Source organism: Klebsiella sp. G-Nf4 (assembly GCF_002810615.1).
In the GTDB taxonomy this organism is placed as follows: Bacteria; Pseudomonadota; Gammaproteobacteria; order Enterobacterales; family Enterobacteriaceae; genus Klebsiella; species Klebsiella variicola.
Genome location: NZ_PION01000002.1, coordinates 382,130 through 402,138, shown reverse-complemented (window position 1 = coordinate 402,138; position 20,009 = coordinate 382,130). Strand labels below are relative to the sequence as shown.

19 protein-coding genes and 1 other RNA gene are annotated in these 20,009 nt (G+C 57.9%); 12 read left to right on the top strand and 8 right to left on the bottom strand.

Annotation, left to right across the window (positions count from 1 at the left end; all coding sequences use genetic code 11):
• Positions 1 to 16: 16 nt before the first annotated feature.
• Complete coding sequence (locus CWM57_RS08120) at positions 17 to 1,303, top strand: HlyC/CorC family transporter (protein ID WP_061153620.1); 1,287 nt, start codon at positions 17 to 19, stop codon at positions 1,301 to 1,303.
• A gap of 122 nt (positions 1,304 to 1,425) precedes the next feature.
• On the opposite strand, the gene grpE is transcribed toward CWM57_RS08120, so the two are convergent.
• Positions 1,426 to 2,016: a nucleotide exchange factor GrpE gene (gene grpE, locus CWM57_RS08115; protein WP_008806096.1), complete on the bottom strand. Its 591-nt coding sequence runs from the start codon at positions 2,014 to 2,016 to the stop codon at positions 1,426 to 1,428.
• Positions 2,017 to 2,140: 124 nt separating this feature from the next.
• Here grpE and nadK point away from each other — a divergent pair, with 124 nt between their 5' ends.
• The 3 genes from nadK to bamE all read left to right on the top strand — a co-directional run bounded on the left by nadK (position 2,141) and on the right by bamE (position 5,256).
• Positions 2,141 to 3,019: an NAD(+) kinase gene (gene nadK, locus CWM57_RS08105; RefSeq protein ID WP_002914158.1), complete on the top strand. Its 879-nt coding sequence runs from the start codon at positions 2,141 to 2,143 to the stop codon at positions 3,017 to 3,019.
• Positions 3,020 to 3,105: 86 nt separating this feature from the next.
• Entirely contained in the window at positions 3,106 to 4,767 is a 1,662-nt protein-coding gene (recN, locus tag CWM57_RS08100; protein WP_074387818.1) for a DNA repair protein RecN, read from the top strand.
• A 147-nt stretch (positions 4,768 to 4,914) separates the two neighbouring features.
• Positions 4,915 to 5,256, top strand: coding sequence for an outer membrane protein assembly factor BamE (gene bamE / locus CWM57_RS08095; RefSeq protein ID WP_008806098.1), 342 nt, complete (start codon positions 4,915 to 4,917; stop codon positions 5,254 to 5,256).
• Positions 5,257 to 5,325: 69 nt separating this feature from the next.
• Here the strand turns inward: bamE and CWM57_RS08090 are convergent, their stop codons facing one another.
• Complete coding sequence (locus tag CWM57_RS08090) at positions 5,326 to 5,616, bottom strand: RnfH family protein (protein WP_004145682.1); 291 nt, start codon at positions 5,614 to 5,616, stop codon at positions 5,326 to 5,328.
• A complete protein-coding gene (locus tag CWM57_RS08085) occupies positions 5,606 to 6,043 on the bottom strand; it encodes a type II toxin-antitoxin system RatA family toxin (RefSeq protein WP_008806099.1) in 438 nt (145 codons plus the stop codon). The genes CWM57_RS08090 and CWM57_RS08085 overlap by 11 nt, the downstream gene beginning before the upstream one ends.
• 149 nt (positions 6,044 to 6,192) lie before the next feature.
• Here CWM57_RS08085 and smpB point away from each other — a divergent pair, with 149 nt between their 5' ends.
• Together smpB and ssrA are read left to right on the top strand one after the other, a co-directional pair.
• Complete coding sequence (gene smpB, locus CWM57_RS08080; RefSeq protein ID WP_002914164.1) at positions 6,193 to 6,675, top strand: SsrA-binding protein SmpB; 483 nt, start codon at positions 6,193 to 6,195, stop codon at positions 6,673 to 6,675.
• Between the two features lie 142 nt (positions 6,676 to 6,817).
• Positions 6,818 to 7,180: a transfer-messenger RNA gene (gene ssrA / locus CWM57_RS08075) on the top strand.
• A 277-nt stretch (positions 7,181 to 7,457) separates the two neighbouring features.
• Here the strand turns inward: ssrA and CWM57_RS08070 are convergent.
• Positions 7,458 to 8,258 carry a hypothetical protein gene (locus tag CWM57_RS08070; RefSeq protein WP_100675884.1) on the bottom strand — a complete coding sequence of 267 codons (801 nt, stop codon included), beginning with the start codon at positions 8,256 to 8,258 and terminating at the stop codon, positions 7,458 to 7,460.
• 134 nt (positions 8,259 to 8,392) lie between these two features.
• A complete protein-coding gene (locus tag CWM57_RS08065; RefSeq protein WP_100675883.1) occupies positions 8,393 to 9,277 on the bottom strand; it encodes a LysR family transcriptional regulator in 885 nt (294 codons plus the stop codon).
• Between the two features lie 211 nt (positions 9,278 to 9,488).
• Between CWM57_RS08065 and CWM57_RS08060 the strand changes: the two genes are divergently transcribed.
• Positions 9,489 to 10,061: a flavin reductase family protein gene (locus tag CWM57_RS08060; protein WP_008806104.1), complete on the top strand. Its 573-nt coding sequence runs from the start codon at positions 9,489 to 9,491 to the stop codon at positions 10,059 to 10,061.
• A gap of 19 nt (positions 10,062 to 10,080) precedes the next feature.
• On the opposite strand, the gene CWM57_RS08055 is transcribed toward CWM57_RS08060, so the two are convergent.
• Positions 10,081 to 10,434 carry a helix-turn-helix domain-containing protein gene (locus tag CWM57_RS08055; RefSeq protein WP_074387829.1) on the bottom strand — a complete coding sequence of 118 codons (354 nt, stop codon included), beginning with the start codon at positions 10,432 to 10,434 and terminating at the stop codon, positions 10,081 to 10,083.
• Positions 10,435 to 10,767: 333 nt separating this feature from the next.
• On the opposite strand from CWM57_RS08055, the gene oqxA reads away from it, so the two are divergent.
• Together oqxA and oqxB are read left to right on the top strand one after the other, a co-directional pair.
• Positions 10,768 to 11,943: a multidrug efflux RND transporter periplasmic adaptor subunit OqxA gene (oqxA, locus tag CWM57_RS08050; RefSeq protein WP_100632142.1), complete on the top strand. Its 1,176-nt coding sequence runs from the start codon at positions 10,768 to 10,770 to the stop codon at positions 11,941 to 11,943.
• 23 nt (positions 11,944 to 11,966) lie between these two features.
• Positions 11,967 to 15,119, top strand: coding sequence for a multidrug efflux RND transporter permease subunit OqxB (gene oqxB / locus CWM57_RS08045; protein WP_100675882.1), 3,153 nt, complete (start codon positions 11,967 to 11,969; stop codon positions 15,117 to 15,119).
• A gap of 66 nt (positions 15,120 to 15,185) precedes the next feature.
• Here oqxB and CWM57_RS08040 read toward each other — a convergent pair whose 3' ends face one another.
• Together CWM57_RS08040 and CWM57_RS08035 are read right to left on the bottom strand one after the other, a co-directional pair.
• Positions 15,186 to 15,665 carry an RrF2 family transcriptional regulator gene (locus tag CWM57_RS08040; RefSeq protein WP_008806108.1) on the bottom strand — a complete coding sequence of 160 codons (480 nt, stop codon included), beginning with the start codon at positions 15,663 to 15,665 and terminating at the stop codon, positions 15,186 to 15,188.
• A gap of 413 nt (positions 15,666 to 16,078) precedes the next feature.
• Positions 16,079 to 16,990: a LysR family transcriptional regulator gene (locus CWM57_RS08035; RefSeq protein ID WP_002914199.1), complete on the bottom strand. Its 912-nt coding sequence runs from the start codon at positions 16,988 to 16,990 to the stop codon at positions 16,079 to 16,081.
• 115 nt (positions 16,991 to 17,105) lie between these two features.
• Between CWM57_RS08035 and speB the strand changes: the two genes are divergently transcribed.
• From speB to CWM57_RS08020, 3 genes are read left to right on the top strand one after another with little or no spacing between them, the layout of a single operon-like run.
• Positions 17,106 to 18,056, top strand: coding sequence for an agmatinase (speB, locus tag CWM57_RS08030; protein WP_100632143.1), 951 nt, complete (start codon positions 17,106 to 17,108; stop codon positions 18,054 to 18,056).
• Between the two features lie 10 nt (positions 18,057 to 18,066).
• The gene (locus tag CWM57_RS08025; protein ID WP_100675881.1) at positions 18,067 to 18,930 is read left to right on the top strand and encodes a sugar phosphate isomerase/epimerase family protein; all 864 of its coding nucleotides are present in this window, start codon (positions 18,067 to 18,069) and stop codon (positions 18,928 to 18,930) included.
• A complete protein-coding gene (locus CWM57_RS08020) occupies positions 18,927 to 19,994 on the top strand; it encodes an isopenicillin N synthase family dioxygenase (protein WP_100675880.1) in 1,068 nt (355 codons plus the stop codon). Before CWM57_RS08025 ends, CWM57_RS08020 begins: the two co-directional genes overlap by 4 nt.
• The last annotated feature ends 15 nt before the right edge of the window (positions 19,995 to 20,009 follow it).

The window sequence follows — 20,009 nt, the reverse complement described above, 5'->3', positions numbered from 1 at the left end:
TTTTAAGGAATCCTACGTGGAACATATCTCCACCACCACGCTGATCATAACGCTGATCGTCATGGTGATTATCTCTGCCTATTTCTCCGGCTCCGAAACCGGCATGATGACGCTGAACCGCTACCGGCTACGTCATATGGCGAAACAAGGCAACCGCCAGGCTAAGCGCGTGGAGAAGCTGCTGCGCAAGCCGGACCGCCTGATTAGCCTCGTGCTCATCGGCAATAACCTTGTCAACATTCTCGCCTCGGCGCTGGGCACCATCGTCGGCATGCGCCTGTACGGCGACGCCGGCGTCGCGATCGCCACCGGCGTGCTCACCTTTGTGGTACTGGTATTTGCCGAGGTGCTGCCGAAGACCATCGCCGCCCTCTATCCGGAAAAGGTCGCCTACCCCAGCAGCTTCCTGCTGGCGCCGCTGCAGGTGCTGATGATGCCGCTGGTGTGGTTGCTGAATACCATCACCCGCATGTTGATGCGCATGATGGGCATCCGCACCGATACCGTCATCAGTAGCGCCCTGAGCAAAGATGAACTGCGCACGATTGTGAATGAATCCCGTTCACAAATCTCACGGCGCAACCAGGATATGCTGCTGTCGGTCCTGGATCTGGAAAAAGTCAGCGTTAACGACATCATGGTGCCGCGCAATGAGATTGTCGGCATCGACATCAATGATGACTGGAAATCTATCGTCCGCCAACTGACCCACTCGCCGCATGGCCGCATCGTGCTCTACCGCGATTCGCTGGACGATGCCATCAGCATGCTGCGTGTTCGCGAAGCCTACCGTCTGATGACGGAGAAGAAAGAGTTCACAAAAGAGATCATGCTGCGGGCGGCAGATGAGATCTACTTTGTTCCGGAAGGGACTCCGCTCAGCACCCAGCTGGTGAAATTTCAGCGCAATAAAAAGAAAGTCGGTCTGGTGGTCGATGAATACGGCGATATTCAGGGGCTGGTCACCGTCGAAGATATTCTTGAAGAGATTGTCGGCGACTTCACCACCTCTATGTCACCCACCCTGGCGGAGGAAGTGACCCCGCTTAACGACGGCACGGTGATTATCGACGGCAGCGCCAACGTTCGCGAGATCAATAAAGCCTTCAACTGGCATCTGCCGGAAGATGAAGCGCGCACCGTCAACGGTATCATCCTCGAGGCGCTGGAAGAGATCCCGGTCCCGGGCACCCGCGTGCGCATTGAGCAGTACGATATAGATATCCTCGACGTGCAGGACAACATGATTAAACAGGTGAAAGTGATGCCGGTGAAATCATTACGCGAGAGCGTCGCGGAGTAGCGCGAGCGAAGGAATTAACATCACGGTGGGCTGCGGCCCGCCGTTTTTTTTTATCTCACGCCGGGAGTGGTGGCATAAAAAAACGGCCGCCCGCGGGCAGCCGTTGAGCAATGCAGCAGACGTTATTTCGCTTTCGCTACCGTCACCATCGCGGCGCGAATAGTACGGCCGTTCAGGGTATAACCTTTCTGCATCACGGCCAGCACGTTGCCCGCCGCCACGTCTTCAGATTCGACCATCGCAATGGCCTGGTGGACGTTCGGATCCAGCGGAACGTTGGTGTCGGCGATCACTTCCACGCCGAACTTACGCACCACGTCCAGCATGGATTTCAGGGTCAGTTCGATCCCTTCCACCATCGGCGCCAGGTCCGGATTAGCCTTGTCGGCCACTTCCAGCGCGCGGTCCAGGCTGTCGATCACCGGCAGCAGTTCATTGACGAATTTTTCCAGCGCGAATTTGTGCGCTTTCTCGATATCCTGCTCGGTACGACGACGCAGGTTATCTTCGTCGGCTTTGGCACGCAGCATCACTTCACGTTCACGTTTCTGCGCTTCAGCCAGCTGGGCTTCCAGATTCGCAATTTTTTCATCGCGCGGATCCACCTGCTCAGCCGAAACTTCAGGCTCTACTGCCTCAACGTCGTCGTGCTGCTCCGTGATAATTTCTTCCGGGGCTTGCCCCTCAGGCGTTTTCTGTTCTTTACTACTCATGAATTTCTCCGCGTTTTTTTCGCATTCATCTCGCTAACTTCGCTTATTATGGGGATCAGTTTCCGGGTTTCAAGGGAAGCGGACAGATTGTCACTATTTCATTTAACGCAAGGACATCCAGATCATGAAGAACCATTTCAAGTGTATCGGCATTGTGGGACATCCTCGTCACCCCACCGCCCTGACCACACATGAAATGCTCTGGCGCTGGCTGTGCAGCAAAGGGTATGAAGTGCTGGTTGAACAGCAGATCGCCCATGAACTTCAGCTCAGCAACGTGAAAACCGGCACGCTGGCGGAGATTGGTCAACAGGCCGACCTCGCGGTGGTGGTGGGCGGCGACGGCAATATGCTCGGCGCGGCGCGGACCCTGGCCCGGTATGACATTAACGTCATCGGCATTAACCGCGGCAACCTCGGCTTTCTCACCGACCTTGACCCGGACAACGCCCTGCAGCAGCTCGCCGACGTGCTGGAAGGCCACTATATCGCCGAGAAACGCTTTCTGCTGGAGGCCCAGGTGTGCCAGCAGGATTGCCAGAAACGCATCAGCACCGCCATCAACGAAGTGGTGCTGCACCCGGGCAAAGTGGCGCATATGATTGAGTTCGAAGTCTATATCGACGAAGTCTTTGCGTTCTCTCAGCGATCCGATGGCCTGATAATCTCCACCCCGACCGGCTCCACGGCCTATTCGCTGTCGGCCGGCGGCCCGATCCTCACGCCGTCGCTGGACGCCATCACCCTGGTGCCGATGTTCCCGCACACCCTTTCAGCGCGACCGCTGGTGATCAACGGCGACAGCACCATCCGTCTGCGCTTCTCGCATCGCTGCAGCGATCTGGAGATCAGCTGCGACAGCCAGATTGCCCTGCCGATCCAGGATGGCGAAGACGTTCTCATTCGCCGCTGTGATTATCACCTCAATCTTATTCACCCTAAAGATTACAGCTATTTCAATACATTAAGCACCAAGCTCGGCTGGTCGAAAAAATTGTTCTGATTTACATCGCTGCCTCTTTACTGGATAAAAAACCAGTCTATACTGTACGAAAACACAGTATTGGTTTTTCATACAGGAAGGCAGCTATGTTGGCGCAACTCACCATCAGTAATTTTGCTATCGTTCGTGAACTGGAAATTGATTTCCACAGCGGCATGACCGCTATCACCGGGGAAACCGGCGCCGGGAAATCCATTGCCATCGACGCGCTGGGGCTGTGCCTCGGCGGCAGAGCGGAAGCCGACATGGTGCGTCGCGGCGCCACCCGTGCCGACCTGTGCGCGCGCTTCGCGCTGAAAGATACCCCGGCCGCCCAGCGCTGGCTGGAAGAGAACCAACTGGAGAGCGGGCGTGAGTGTTTACTTCGCCGGGTGATCAGCGCTGACGGCCGCTCGCGCGGCTTCATCAACGGCACAGCCGTCCCGCTCTCGCAACTGCGCGAGCTGGGCCAGCTGCTGATCCAGATCCACGGCCAGCATGCGCACCAGCTGTTAACCAAACCCGAACACCAGAAAACGCTACTCGACGGCTATACCGGTGAGTATGCGCTTACTCAGCTTATGGCCGAGCATTACCGTCAGTGGCACCAGAGCTGCCGCGAGCTGGCTCAACACCAGCAGCAGAGCCAGGAGCGCGCCGCCCGCGCCGATCTACTGCAGTATCAGCTTAAAGAGCTGAACGAATTTAACCCGCTGGCGGGCGAGTTTGAGCAGATTGACGAAGAGTACAAGCGCCTGGCCAACAGCGGGCAGCTGCTCAGTACCTGCCAGCACGCCCTGACGGTACTGGCGGACGGCGAAGAGGCCAATCTGCAGAGCCAGCTTTATACCGCGAAGCAGCTGGTCAGCGAGCTGGTGGGTATGGACAGCAAGCTTTCCGGCGTCCTGGATATGCTGGAAGAGGCAGCCATTCAGCTCAGCGAGGCCAGCGACGAGCTGCGCCACTATCACGACCGTCTGGACCTCGATCCGAACCGTCTGTTCGAACTTGAGCAGCGGATTTCCCGGCAAATCGCGCTGGCACGTAAACATCAGGTGATGCCGGAAGAGCTGCCGGCGGTTTATCAGGCGATGCTGGAAGAGCAGCGCCTGCTGGACGACAGCGCCGGCTCGCTGGAATCCCTCAGCCAGCAGGTGGTCGAACATCATCAGCTGGCGCTGGAGACTGCACGTCAGCTGCACGCCCTGCGCCAGGCCAGCGCCGACGAGCTGACCCAGCTTATCACCGAGAGTATGCACTCACTTTCGATGCCGCACGGGGTCTTTGCGATTGAGGTCGCTTTCGATGAACGCCATCTGACCGCCGACGGCGCCGACCATATTGAGTTCCGTGTCACCACTAACCCGGGTCAGCCGCTGCAGCCGATCGCCAAAGTGGCCTCCGGCGGCGAACTGTCGCGCATTGCGCTGGCGATTCAGGTGATCACCGCGCGTAAAATGGAAACCCCGGCGCTAATCTTCGACGAAGTGGACGTCGGCATCAGCGGCCCGACCGCCGCCGTGGTCGGCAAGCTGCTGCGCCAGCTGGGCGAGTCCACGCAGGTGATGTGTGTGACCCACCTGCCGCAGGTTGCGGGCTGCGGCCACCATCATTTCTTTGTCTGCAAAGAGACCGATGGCGAGATGACCGAAACCCATATGCAGCCGCTGGATAAGCGCGCTCGTCTGCAGGAGCTGGCTCGTCTGCTGGGCGGCAGCGAGGTCACGCGCAACACCCTGGCGAACGCGAAAGAGTTGCTTGCGGCGTAAACTTTTTGATTTTCACAGGGTCATAGTGAACAGCAAATTGCCTGCTGACCTGCAGCCGGAGGTTTCCATCGGCGCGAAGGTCTATTATTATCGGCATATTACAGATGAGCCACGTACTGCTCGGGCCCAAAAAGGAATCAAATCACTATGCGCTGTAAAACGCTGACTGCTGCCGCAGCGGTTCTTCTTATGTTGACCGCAGGCTGTTCTACTCTGGAACGAGTGGTTTACCGTCCTGACATCAACCAGGGTAACTATCTGGCACCTAACGATGTAGCAAAAATTCGTGTCGGTATGACGCAACAGCAGGTTGCTTATGCTCTCGGAACGCCAATGATGTCGGATCCGTTCGGCACCAACACCTGGTTCTATGTATTCCGTCAGGAGCCGGGCCACGAGAAAGTGACTCAGCAGACCCTGACCCTGACGTTCAACAGCGGCGGCGTGTTAACTAACATTGATAACAAGCCCGCGCTGACCAGTCAGTAAGGCCCGGAAAAGCAAAAAGCGCTCGATGAGCGCTTTTTTTATGGCTGATAGCCGGTCTGCTGCTGTGGGTTACTTCGCAGCGCTTTTCTCTGCCCGCTGGCGACGCAGCTCTTTCGGGTCTGCGATCAGCGGGCGATAGATTTCGACCCGGTCGCCGTCGTGAACTTCGTCATGCAGCTTAACCGGACGACTGTAGATACCCAGCTTGTTCTTCGCCAAATCGATGTCATCACGCAGGGCCAGTAGCCCGCTGGCGATAATCGCCTGCTCGACCGTCGCTCCCTCATCCAGGGTGACTCGCTGCAGATACTGCTTTTCAGGCAGCGCGTAGGCAACCTCAACACGAATATTAGCTGGCACTGTAGACCTCTTTGGCGCGCGAAGTGAACGCCTGCACCATGTTGGCGGCCAGTTCCTTGAAGACCCGACCAAAGGCCATCTCAATCAGCTTATTGGTAAATTCAAAATCGAGATGGAACTCGATTTTGCACGCCTCGGGACTCAGCGGAATAAACTTCCAGCCGCCAATCAGCTTCTTGAACGGGCCATCCACCAGGCTCATCAAAATGCTCTGGTTACTGGTCAGTGTATTCCGGGTCGTGAAGGTCTTACTGATGCCGGCTTTGGACACATCAACCGCCGCCGTCATTTGCGTCGGCCCGAATTCCAGCACGCGGCTACCGGTGCAGCCTGGCAGAAAATCAGGATAGGACTTCACATCGTTTACCAGTTGATACATCTGTTCCGCGCTGAAAGGCACCAGCGCAGTACGGCTAATCTGAGGCATAGCAGGTTCCACATTTAAACACAGTGCAAATAATATCATTTATCTGCTGCTAAAAAAAACGCTGTGCCGCAACTCGTGCTAAGATGCGCAGTACACCTCGCAGGATGCGATCGAGGTAACTGTGTATAAGACGATGACTTCAGGACATTATGACTAAGAAAAAAGCCCACAAACCTGGATCAGCCACCATTGCGCTGAATAAACGCGCCCGTCACGAATACTTTATCGAAGATGAATACGAGGCTGGTCTCGCCCTGCAGGGCTGGGAAGTCAAATCCCTGCGTGCAGGCAAAGCCAACATCGGCGATAGCTATGTCATCCTGAAGGATGGCGAAGCCTTCCTGTTCGGCGCCAACTTTACGCCCATGGCCGTGGCTTCCACCCACTATGTGTGCGACCCGACGCGCACTCGTAAGCTGCTGCTTAACCAGCGTGAGCTGGACACCCTGTACGGCCGCATTAACCGCGAAGGTTACACCGTCGTCGCCCTGTCGCTGTACTGGAAGAACGCCTGGTGCAAAGTGAAAATCGGCGTCGCCAAAGGTAAGAAACAACACGACAAACGTACCGATCTGAAAGATCGTGAATGGGCGCTGGATAAGGCGCGTATTATGAAGCACGCCGGACGCTAACCCCCTCCCCGAGGGCCAGCTCTCGCTGGCCCTTACGCTATATCCTTGTTGATGCTGCTTTTTCATCCACCCCGTTGAAACAATCCTGCGTAATGGGGCTGGTAACGACATTCACAAATCTGTTATACTTGACCTACACATTGGGGCTGATTCTGGATTCGACGGGATTTGCGAAACCCAAGGTGCATGCCGAGGGGCGGTTGGCCTCGTAAAAAGCCGCAAAAAATAGTCGCAAACGACGAAAACTACGCTTTAGCAGCTTAATACCCTGCTCTGAGCCCTCTCTCCCTAGCTTCCGCTCTTAAGACGGGGATCAAAGAGAGGTCAAACCCAAAAGAGATCGCGTGGATGCCCTGCCTGGGGTTGAAGCGTTAAATCTAATCAGGCTAGTTTGTTAGTGGCGTGTCTGTCCGCAGCTGGCAAGCGAATGTAAAGACTGACTAAGCATGTAGTGCCGAGGATGTAGGAATTTCGGACGCGGGTTCAACTCCCGCCAGCTCCACCAAAATTCTCCATCGGTGATTACCAGAGTCATCCGATGAAGTCCTGAAAGCCCGCACGGCGCAAGCCCTGCGGGCTTTTTTGTGCCTTGAATTTATCCCGCGAAGTCCGAAGAGAACTCATTAAATCCGAACCTTTTAGGCCCATTGATAGGCCCAACGAAAGCTCTGTTGTTTTCGCGCTACCAATTACCCGCCAACCCCCCTCTCAGAATTAGACCTCCCACGACACTCGCACAACCCTTTCACACTCCGGCCGCGTCAGCGGCCAGAGGCAAAGATTTACCCCTTGTCAGAATACGCATCCAGCATGGCAAGGACCGCCCGACGCGCCGCATCGTCTGCGATATTGTCAGGCAGCGCATCAGCCCGCAGAGTGACATAAGCGTCAGCAGCCCTTCGAATGGCAATCCCGACGGAGTGACGATCGTGCGTTGCCAGGGTGGAAGTCAGCAAGCCATCAGGATCAATGCCGAGGGCTTCTATTCGGCGAACACCGCGTTGCGGTAGATTGGCGCGACGGAACAGCATCGGTCCCAGCACTTGTTCCCGGAAGAAAGACAGCATCCCCAGCGCTTCGAAGAGTTCGCCCCTGCCCAGTTTAACCACGGCATAATGCAGCCAGATCCAGGCTCGGGACTCAAACCACTCCGGCGTCATATTCGGCCAGTGAGCACTAAATTTTGCCAGCTGTCGCTCGAGAGCATCGTTATCACGGGTAAATAGCACGGCAGGCTCCTCAACGCGCTGAGTGAGCATGTCCAGGGTGATAAATTTCAGATCGACATGAAGAAGTTCCGGGCCAAACAGGCAGATCAGCAGGCGAGGCTCACCGACGTGTTCACCGGTGAAAGCATGTAGCAGATGGCCGAGCGTTCCGGCGAACGCCATACGCTGAGCCATGATTTCGTCATAATAGAGAGGGTCGACCACCACCACGAAATCCAGATCGGAGTATTGATCAAACCCGCCATGGATAAACGAGCCGCCAGCGAGAAGGGAGTGGATCCGCGAATCAGACTGTAATTTAAGCTTCAGTTGCTCTGCAAAACTTCTGTGTAAATCGGGTAGCGTATTCAGCATACTTTTTCCTGTTCACAAAAAAGACAAAGCATTACAGAATATCGAGCGATTCATCAGCAGACCAGATATTTCGCCAGGAACCCTACGCTCCCTGGCGGGGCTCCCGACGCGCTATATCGGAAGCAATACCTCCCTCAGACCACCTCGCTCATCCACTCAGCAAACGCCCGCACGGCGGGAGAAAGAAAGCGCTGATGCGGATAGAGCAATGTGACGGGTACCGGGGGCGGCTGCCAGTCCGCCAGCACTTCCACCAGTCTCCCCTCCTGCAGGTGGTCAGCAACGATATTCTCCGCCAGCTGCGCCAGCCCGAAGCCCGCCAGACACATTTTTATATAGAGCCCCGTTTCATTCACCGCGGCGTTGCCGCTGACGGGTACAGAAAAGGTCTCGCCGTGGCGAACGAAGCGGAACTCATCGGCCCGCCTCGCCTGACCGGAGAAATAATGCACCGCCCGGTGCTGAGAGAGTGCCTCCGGTGACGGCGGCACGCCATATTCCCTGAGATAGTCCGGTGACGCGCAGGTTACCCAGCGAAAGCGGCCCAGAGGGCGGGCCACCAGGCTGGAATTGTTCAGCTCTCCCGTTCGTATCACGCAGTCGACGCCTTCCTGAATGAGATCGACCTGGCGATCGCTGACGCCGATCATCAGGTAGATATCGGGATAGCGTCGGTAAAAGTCCGGCAGATGCGGCATGACGATGAAATGCGCGATCCCCGCGGGCATATCAACCCGCAGGCGCCCCTGAGGCCGCGCGACAGACTCGCTCAGGGTGGATTCACTATGTTCGATGAGGGCGAGAATTTCCCGGCACTGCGCCAGATACTGCAGCCCTTCCGGAGTGAGACTCACCCGCCTTGTGGTCCGGTTCAACAGCCGTACCTTCAGGTATTTCTCAAGGTTTTTAATGGTACTGGTGACAGTGGAGGCGGGCAGGGAAAGGGTTTCCGCGGCGCGCACGAAGCTCCCTGCCTCCGCGACGCGCATAAACATCTGCATAGCCTGGATACGATCCACCTTCTTTCTCCCCTGTAGCGAGCTGCTTACCGACAGACGGCATGATTATTCGTTAATTATGAATAATGAAAACAATTTACGCACCTTTTTGCGCTTAATCGACTGGCGTATCGTTGCACGGTGGATGACGAAGGAGGGGCCAAAAATGAACATGCCCTCAATAAATATCCAGATAATCATTACGTTAAATAGCATGCACAAAGGAAAAACCATGTCCGTTCAGCCTGTCGAATTAAGTAAGGCCTATCGTTTATTGCAGGTCGGGTCCACCACCATGATTTCCGCAAAATATGATGGTGTCGAAAATGTCATGTCAGCCGCCTGGGTTGGGCTGGCAGGCGAGCGAAAAGTGGTGGCCTATATCGGCCCCCAGGCCTTCACACGTCAGCTGGTGGAAAAGAGCGGCTATTTCGTGGTGCAGATCCCCGTAGTCAGCCAGATGGCAACCGTCCTCTACGCTGGCGGGCGCAGCTATGCCGACGCGCCGGATAAAAATGACTCTATCCCCTTCATTTATCAGCCGGGGTTCGACATCCCCCTCGTGGCAGGCTGCGCGGGCTGGCTGGTGTGCAAAGTGATGCCCTACCCGGACATTCAGCAACAACACAATCTGTTTCTGGGCGACATCGTCGCCGCCTGGAGCGATGATCGGGTATTCCGTAACGGACACTGGATTTTTGATGATGCGCCGGACGAGCTACGGACCGTTCACTATGTCGCAGGCGGGCAGTTCTATGCCATTGGTAAGGGCAGCAAATTCGATCATGGGCCGGGTCAGGACTGACCCTCCCCGGTCATGTGGCTTACTGACGAGATGTCTGCGCAGCAGAGCGGCTGATACTCCGGCGCCAGACACCGGGCGCCTGGCCATACTGGCGCTTGAAGCTGCGGTTGAAGGACTGCTGGGAGTCAAAGCCGAGGGCGATCGCCACGTTCAGGATCGGCTCGTTGCTGTGGGTTAAGCGTTCGACCGACTTTTCCAGCTTTTGCGCCCGAATATATTCTCCGAGGGGCTGCCCGGTATGTTCTTTGAAGATCCGCTGCAGGTGCCACTTCGAATAGCCGGATCGTCGGGCAACGGTGTCTATATCCAGACGGCTATCAAGATGGTTGTCGATCCAGTCAATGAGATCCTGAATGATGGCGCCAGTGTTCATCATGTTACCTCCGCGCAGCCGGTTAAAAGCATCTTTATCAGTTGCATTTAAAGGTGGACTGGTTTCACACAAAATGCAAGTTTTATTGTTACATTTAAATCCGCGCCGGGATCGCGGTTTTTGTCTCCAGCCAGGACCGCACATAAAGTGCAACAATTATTCTTGCACTTAGTTAAGCGCCTTCCTACAATCGCCGCGATAGTGTATTCGAAATTGTTACAGTTTTGTGGCGATGATCGACACAAATGGCCTTAAGCCAGCCCGGACAAAGGAAGTGGCGCGGCCTCTCACGCTGCGTCTTGCCCGGCGGCTACAATTACCGGAATAAAAATAATGAGCCTGCAAAAAACCTGGGGAAACATTCACCTGACCGCGCTCGGCGCGATGATGCTCTCCTTTCTGCTCGTCGGCTGCGACAACAGCGTCGCGCAAAACGCCGCGCCTCCCGCCCCGACGGTCAGCGCCGCTAAGGTGCTGGTGAAGTCGATCAGTCAGTGGGATAGTTTTAACGGTCGCATTGAAGCGGTGGAGAGCGTTCAGCTTCGCCCTCGCGTCTCGGGATATATTGATAAAGTGAATTACACCGACGGTCAGGAAGTGAAAAAGGGCCAGGTGCTGTTCACGATAGATGACAGAACCTATCGCGCCGCCCTGGAGCAGGCGCAGGCAACGCTGGCGAGAGCCAAAACGCAGGCCAGCCTGGCGCAAAGCGAGGCGAACCGCACCGATAAATTAGTCCATACCAATCTTGTCTCCCGTGAAGAGTGGGAGCAGCGCCGGTCAGCCGCGGTTCAGGCGCAGGCTGATATTCGCGCCGCGCAGGCGGCGGTGGATGCCGCGCAGCTTAACCTCGACTTCACCAAAGTGACCGCGCCTATCGATGGCCGCGCCAGCCGGGCGCTGATCACCAGCGGTAACCTGGTCACCGCGGGCGACACCGCCAGCGTGCTCACCACTCTGGTCTCGCAGAAGACGGTGTACGTCTACTTCGACGTCGACGAGTCAACCTATCTTCACTATCAAAACCTTGCCCGCCGCGGGCAAGGCGCGTCCAGCGATAATCAGGCGCTCCCGGTGGAGATTGGCCTGGTTGGCGAGGAGGGCTACCCCCATCAGGGCAAAGTGGATTTTCTCGATAATCAGTTAACGCCGAGTACCGGCACCATCCGCATGCGCGCGCTGCTGGATAACTCGCAGCGTCTGTTCACACCGGGGCTGTTTGCCCGCGTGCGTCTGCCGGGCAGCGCGGAGTTCAACGCCACGCTGATCGACGACAAAGCGGTACTGACCGATCAGGATCGTAAATACGTCTATATCGTTGATAAAGATGGTAAAGCACAGCGACGCGATATTACCCCGGGGCGGCTGGCAGACGGTTTACGCATCGTTCAGAAGGGGCTGAACCCTGGGGATAGCGTCATCGTCGACGGGTTACAAAAAGTGTTTATGCCGGGTATGCCGGTGAATGCCAAAACCGTTGCCATGACCACCAGCGCCGCCCTCAACTGATCCCTAATCAGAGAATCCAACACATGGACTTTTCCCGCTTTTTTATCGACAGGCCGATTTTCGCCGCGGTGCTGTCGATTTTAATTTTTATCACCGGGTTAATCGCTATCCCGCTGCTGCCGGTGAGCGAATATCCGGACGTCGTCCCGCCGAGCGTCCAGGTGCGCGCGGAGTATCCCGGCGCCAACCCGAAAGTGATTGCCGAGACCGTGGCGACGCCGCTGGAGGAAGCGATCAACGGCGTTGAAAACATGATGTACATGAAATCGGTCGCTGGCTCCGACGGCGTGCTGGTCACCACCGTGACCTTCCGCCCGGGTACCGACCCGGATCAGGCGCAGGTTCAGGTGCAGAACCGGGTCGCGCAGGCGGAAGCGCGTCTGCCGGAGGATGTACGCCGTCTGGGCATCACCACCCAGAAACAGTCTCCGACGCTGACCCTGGTGGTGCATCTGTTCTCCCCCGGCGGGAAGTACGACTCGCTGTATATGCGCAACTATGCCACGCTGAAAGTGAAGGATGAGCTGGCGCGCCTGCCCGGCGTCGGCCAGATCCAGATTTTTGGCTCCGGTGAATATGCGATGCGCGTCTGGCTGGATCCCAATAAGGTCGCTGCCCGCGGTCTGACAGCCTCGGATGTGGTGACGGCGATGCAGGAGCAAAACGTCCAGGTGTCTGCCGGACAGCTTGGCGCCGAGCCGCTGCCGCAGGAGAGCGATTTCCTGATCTCCATTAATGCCCAGGGCCGTCTGCATACCGAAGAAGAGTTTGGCAATATCATTCTGAAAACGGCGCAGGACGGCTCGCTGGTCCGCCTGCGCGACGTGGCGCGCATCGAGATGGGTTCCGGCAGCTATGCGCTGCGCTCCCAGCTCAACAATAAGGATGCGGTCGGGATCGGTATCTTCCAGTCACCGGGGGCTAACGCCATCGATCTGTCGAACGCAGTACGCGCCAAAATGGCCGAACTGGCCACCCGCTTCCCGGAAGATATGAAATGGGCGGCGCCGTACGACCCGACGGTTTTCGTACGCGACTCCATCCGCGCAGTGGTGCAGACGCTGCTGGAAGCAGTGGTGCTGGTGGTGCTGGTGGTGATCCTGTTCCTGCAGACCTGGCGCGCGTCGATTATCCCGCTGATCGCGGTGCCGGTATCGGTGGTAGGGACCTTCAGCATTCTCTATCTGCTGGGCTTCTCGCTGAATACCCTGAGCCTGTTCGGGCTGGTACTGGCTATCGGTATCGTGGTGGACGACGCCATCGTGGTGGTGGAGAACGTCGAGCGTAATATCGAAGAGGGGCTTGCGCCGCTTGCCGCGGCGCATCAGGCGATGCGTGAGGTCTCCGGGCCGATTATCGCCATTGCGCTGGTGCTGTGTGCGGTGTTCGTGCCGATGGCGTTTCTCTCCGGGGTCACCGGCCAGTTCTACAAACAGTTCGCGGTGACCATCGCCATCTCGACGGTGATCTCGGCCATCAACTCGCTGACGCTCTCCCCGGCGCTGGCGGCCCTGTTGTTAAAGCCGCACGGCGCGAAGAAAGACCTCCCTACCCGGCTGATCGATCGTCTGTTTGGCTGGATTTTCCGTCCGTTTAACCGCTTTTTCCTGCGCAGCTCGAACGGCTACCAGGGGCTGGTGAGCAAAACCCTCGGACGCCGTGGCGCGGTGTTTGTGGTGTATCTGCTGCTGCTCTGCGCCGCTGGGGTGATGTTTAAAGTCGTCCCCGGCGGGTTTATTCCCACCCAGGACAAGCTGTATCTCATTGGCGGCGTGAAGATGCCGGAAGGTTCGTCGCTGGCGCGCACCGATGCGGTGATCCGCAAAATGAGCGAGATCGGGATGAATACCGAAGGGGTCGATTATGCGGTCGCTTTCCCCGGGCTTAATGCGCTGCAGTTCACCAACACGCCGAATACCGGGACGGTCTTTTTTGGCCTGAAACCGTTCGACCAGCGCAAACACACGGCGGCGGAAATTAACGCGGAGATCAACGCCAAAATCGCGCAAATCCAGCAAGGCTTTGGCTTCTCCATCCTGCCGCCGCCGATTTTAGGACTGGGCCAGGGCTCCGGCTATTCGCTCTACATCCAGGATCGCGGCGGGCTGGGCTATGGCGCGCTGCAAAGCGCGGTGAATGCGATGTCCGGGGCGGTTATGCAGACGCCGGGGATGCACTTCCCGATCTCGACCTACCAGGCTAACGTGCCGCAGCTGGACGTGCAGGTCGATCGCGATAAGGCGAAAGCGCAGGGGGTGTCGCTGACCGATCTGTTCGGCACGCTGCAGACCTATCTCGGCTCGTCTTATGTCAATGACTTTAACCAGTTCGGGCGTACCTGGCGCGTGATGGCCCAGGCTGACGGACCATTCCGCGAGAGCGTGGAAGATATTGCTAATCTGCGCACCCGCAATAATCAGGGTGAAATGGTGCCGATCGGCAGTATGGTGAATATCAGTACCACCTACGGGCCGGATCCGGTGATCCGCTACAACGGTTATCCGGCGGCGGACCTGATTGGCGATGCCGATCCGCGGGTCCTCTCTTCTTCGCAGGCGATGACGCATCTTGAGGAGCTGTCGAAGCAGATCCTGCCGAATGGGATGAATATTGAGTGGACGGATCTGAGCTTCCAGCAGGCCACCCAGGGCAACACGGCGCTGATCGTCTTCCCGGTGGCGGTGCTGCTGGCGTTCCTCGTGCTGGCCGCGCTGTATGAAAGCTGGACCCTGCCGCTGGCGGTGATCCTTATCGTACCGATGACGATGCTCTCCGCGCTGTTTGGCGTCTGGCTGACCGGCGGCGATAACAACGTCTTCGTGCAGGTGGGTCTGGTGGTCCTGATGGGGCTGGCCTGTAAAAACGCCATTCTGATCGTCGAGTTTGCCCGCGAGCTGGAGATCCAGGGGAAAGGCATCATGGAAGCGGCGCTGGAGGCATGTCGCCTGCGTTTGCGCCCGATCGTGATGACCTCCATCGCCTTTATCGCCGGGACCATTCCGCTGATCCTCGGCCATGGCGCGGGGGCGGAAGTCCGCGGTGTCACCGGGATCACGGTGTTCTCCGGGATGCTGGGCGTGACGCTGTTCGGTCTGTTCCTGACACCGGTGTTTTACGTGACGCTGCGGAAGTTCGTGACCCGCAGGAAACCGGTCGAGGAGGATCTGCCCGCCTAACCTGCAGCAGATAACAAAAAACCGCCTTCACAATGAAGGCGGTTTTTTTTCGTCACCAGAAAATGATTAATGCGCTTTTTTAAAGCGGGCGATCATTTCCGGCACCGGGTCGCAGCCGCTGCTATCGCCATTTTTCACCGCCTCCAGCGCGCTTGCCACGGTATGACGAGCAAGGACGTTTAGCGAAGCCTGCTCTGCTTCATCGGCAATCGATTTGAAGTACCAACAGGCGTTGGCGCTGACCACACAGCGGGCCGGAACTTCGGGACGCGACGCCCACAGCTTTTTATCTTCAATAACCGAAAGATAGATATCACGCAGGGTGATCTTGTCCGCCGGGCGGCCAAGATGAATAGAGCCGTTGCGGCCAAGCGTGGAGACGATGATGCCGTCACGAGTAAGCGGAACCATTAGTTTACGGATAAAGCTCGGGTTCGCTTCCAGTCCGTAGGCCAGAATCGCACTCGTCGAACGTTCACCCATCTGCTCCGCCATTGCTACGCTGAGAACCATCTGCAAAGCTGTCGGGAAGCGGTAATCTAACATGGTATTGTCCTGGGTTGCGGTGAATCTTGTTCTTTTTGGCACCGCAGAGGTGAATAATCAATGAACAACAATATAACAAATACGGGAATTTTTTTGAAGCAATCTGCGGTTAGCCTGCGAAGTAAATTTTCTGATTTCACGGGCGAAGGCGGGGCAAACACAGATTCCCTTTCGTACCGTTTTATTTAACGCAAACGCCATCTTTTGTTCCGCTAGCCGCACCCTGTCGCCCGGCGACCTGTCCACACCAGCGGCGCCTAACCCTGTGGATAACCTGGAGGCAGTTGCCTGGCAGCCCCAGCACAAGCGGGCTACCGGCTGCCGTTCGTTTTTTGAACAGGGGAAACAACCCCACCGGGCAGTGCGCTGAGCGCCAGAACCACCACCGCGACGGAGGGAGGCCCCTACCCCACTCAGTAATTCCACTTCGGCCGCGCCACCGTGTTTTTCTTCAGCAGGTCGCGGAACGCTTTCAGGTAGGGCTCATTGCTGCGCCCGCGCTTGCAGATGGCCGAGAATGGCGACTGAAAACCAAACTCGTTGGGCAGCAGCACCCGCAGGCGGTTCTCTTTGATCCACGGCCAGGCGTAATGCTCCGGCAGATAGCCAATATATTTCCCCGAGAGGATCAGCAGCAGCTGGGCGTCGACGGTCTCGACGGTGGCGCTGCCTTTGCTGAAGCCCCGGCGGCGCAGGTCACTGGTGTTCCAGTAGCTGCGGGTCACCAGCGGGCACTGGCTGATCTGCTCTTTATCCAGTTGACGGCTGAAGAACATCGGGTGCAGATCGCTGCAGTAGAGCCAGTGCTGTTCGCGGTACAGCGGCTCGCTGATGATGTTATGCACCTGCGAGTTGTAACTGCCGATGGCCAGGTCGATATGGTTGTTCAGCACGCCGTTCAGTTGCTCCGCCGGGGTGCGAATAATCAGTTTGATATGCACATGGGGAAATTTGTCGCTGAAGCTGCGCAGAACCACCGGCAGCGAGAGCGCCGTTTCGGTCTCGATGGAGTCGAGCGTCGAGATGCACAGGGTACCGCTGTGCTCCCCTTTGAGCAGCGCCGACTGCCGCTCCAGCTCATTGAGTTCGCTCAGCACGCGGATCGCCTGCTGTAAAAACTGCTGACCTTTCTCGGTCAGGGAAAAGCCGCCGCGCCCGCGCTGGCAGAGGGTGAAGCCGAGCTGTCCCTCCAACTGCGACATCGCATTACTGATGGCGGAGACCGAAATGCCCAGCTCCTGCTGGGCCCGGCTATAACTCTCCAGGCGGGCCACCGCCTCGAAAACCTGCAACTGTCGAATATTAAGGCTGGCGTCGTGATGCATCGTATTTAGTTCACCAATAAATGAACTGAGTATTTACGTCAGACGATGTAAAGTCCAGCGCGGGTTGCGCACTATCTCTCCTGTTACGTTTCATCCGTCAGATTCAGGAGCAGACATGGATAACCTCTTTCACCAACCGCAGGGTGGCAATGAGATGCCACGCTTCGCCGGCCGCGCCACAATGATGCGCCTGCCGTTTATCGAAGATTTACAGGGACTTGACGCGGCATTTGTCGGCATTCCGCTGGATATCGGCACCTCGCAGCGCTCAGGTACGCGCTACGGACCGCGCTATATTCGCGCCGAATCGGTGATGATCCGTCCGTACAATATGGCGACCGGCGCCGCGCCGTTCGACTCGCTGTCGGTGGCCGACATCGGCGATGTGCCGATCAATACCTACAGCCTGCTCAAATCGGTGCAAATTATCGAAGATTACTACACCGGTTTGAATAGTTATCCGCTGATCCCGCTAACCCTCGGCGGGGACCACACCATTACCCTGCCGATCCTGCGGGCGCTGACCAAAAAATATGGTCCGGTAGGGCTCATCCACGTCGACGCCCATACCGATACCAATGATGAGATGTTCGGAGAGAAAATCGCCCACGGCACCACCTTCCGCCGCGCCGTTGAGGAGGGACTGCTCGACCTCAAACGGGTGGTGCAGATTGGCCAGCGCGCCCAGGGCTACGCCGCCGGCGACTTCCAGTGGGGCGTTGACCAGGGCTTTCGCCTGGTGCAGGCGGAGCAGTGCTGGCATACCTCGCTGGCGCCGCTGATGGCCGAAGTTCGTCAGCAGATGGGCGACGGGCCGGTGTATCTCAGCTTTGATATCGACAGCCTCGATCCCATCTGGGCTCCGGGAACCGGGACGCCGGAAGTCGGCGGCCTGACCTCCATTCAGGCGCTGGAGATCGTCCGCGGCTGCCGCGGCCTGAACCTGATTGGCGCCGATCTGGTCGAGGTCTCTCCCCCCTATGACGTGAGCGGCAATACCTCCCAGTTGGCGGCCAACCTGCTGTACGAGATGCTCTGCGTCCTGCCCGGCGTGAAGTACGCCTGAGGAAGCCGCCATGGAGCTGAAATGCTTTCGCACCCTCTGGGGAGTCACCACCCCCTGGTCGCAAACGCTGGATGAACTGCAGCGCGTCGGCTGCTGCGGTATCGAAGCCCGCGTGCCGTTAACGGTGGCCGAGCGGCGGGAGCTCGCCGACCGCCTACAGGCGTCGGGGCTGGAGTATATCGCCATTCTTTTCAGCGGCGGCGGAGTGCTCCCCGCCCAGCATGAAACGCCGGAGCAGCATCTGGCGCGCCTGCAGACCCGCTTCGCCGAGGCCTGCAGCCTCAACCCTCGCTTTGTCAATCTGCTGGCGGGCAACGATCGCTGGCCGCTGGCGCAGCAGGTCGATTTTCTCGGCAAGGCGCACGAGCTGGCCGCCGGGTTTGGTTTGACCTGCAGCTTTGAAACCCATCGCGCCACCTCGCTGTACAGCCCGTGGCTCACGCTGGAGATCATTCAGCAGCTCCCCCAGTTGCGCTTTACCGCCGACATCAGCCACTGGGTGGTGGTCAGCGAGCGCCTGCTGGATGACCCCTGCGATGACTTCAGCGCCTTTATCGACCGCGTGCATCATGTGCAGGCTCGGGTGGGCTACGACCAGGGGCCACAGGTGCCGCACCCGGCGGCGCCGGAGTATCAGCCGGCGCTGACTTTTGCCGAGCGCTTCTGGCAGCAAATCTGGCATTCACAGCGCCAGCGCGGCTACCCGCAGACCACTCTGACCCCTGAGTTTGGCGCCGACGGCTATCTGCACCATCTGCCGTTCACCAACGTCCCGGTGGCCGATCTCTGGTCGCTCAACACCTGGATGGTCGCGCGCCAGCAGGCCCACTTTCAGCAGTTTTTAACGCTCACTGAACAGGAACCGCAGCCATGACCGCCGTGAAGCACGCTTTTACTGAACTCCCGACCATCGATATCCGCGATCTGGCCGGCGACGATCTCGCCAGGCGCCAGGCGGTGGCCGACGCCATCGGCCGCGCGGCGCGCGAGGTGGGCTTTTTCTACATCACCGGCCACGGCATCGACCCGGCGCTGATCGCCGGCGTCCGCGAGGCGGCGAAGCAGATCTTCGCCCTGCCGATGGAGGAGAAGATGAACTATTACATCGGCCACTCCAAAAGCCATAAGGGCTACGTTCCGGAAGGAGAAGAGATCTACGGCTCCGGCAAGCCGGACCATAAAGAGGCCTTCGATATCGGCTTCCAGGCAGCGGATGACCATCCGCTGGTGCTCGCCGGTACGCCGCTGATCGGCGCCAATGAGTGGCCCGATCTGCCGGATTTCCGCGCGCGGGTGCTGGCCTACTATGATGCGGTTTTCGCCCTGGGCCACCGTCTGTTCGACGCTTTCGCCCTCGCGCTCGGCCTGCCGGAAGGGTATTTCAAACCGATGGTGACCTGCCCACCGGCCAAGCTGCGGCTGATCCATTACCCGTTCGACGCCAGCGTCGAAGATATTCCCGGAATTGGTGCACATACCGACTATGAGTGCTTCACCCTGCTGCTCGCCGACCAGCCCGGGCTTGAAGTCCTCAATGAAGAAAGCGTGTGGATCGATGCACCTCCCGTCAAGAACGCCGCCGGAGAAGAGGCGTTCGTGATCAATATCGGCGACATGCTGGAAGTGCTCAGCGCTGGCACATTTGTTGCTACAGCCCACCGGGTGCGCAAAGTGCCGCAGGAGCGGTACTCCTTCCCGCTGTTTTTCGCCTGCGATTACCACACGCTGATCCGCCCGCTGCCGACCTTTCTCGCCGCTGGCGAAGCCGGTGAATATCAGGAGCTGAGCATCGGGGAGCATATGTGGAGCCAGGCGCTGCAAACCTATCGCTACCTGCGCGAGAAGGTCAATCGCGGTGAACTTCAGCTACCGGAGCGCGCGCGCGGCACCAATACGTTCGGCCATTTGAAAAAACAGGCACAGCAAAAAAACCCCTAACCACCCGTGAGGAAC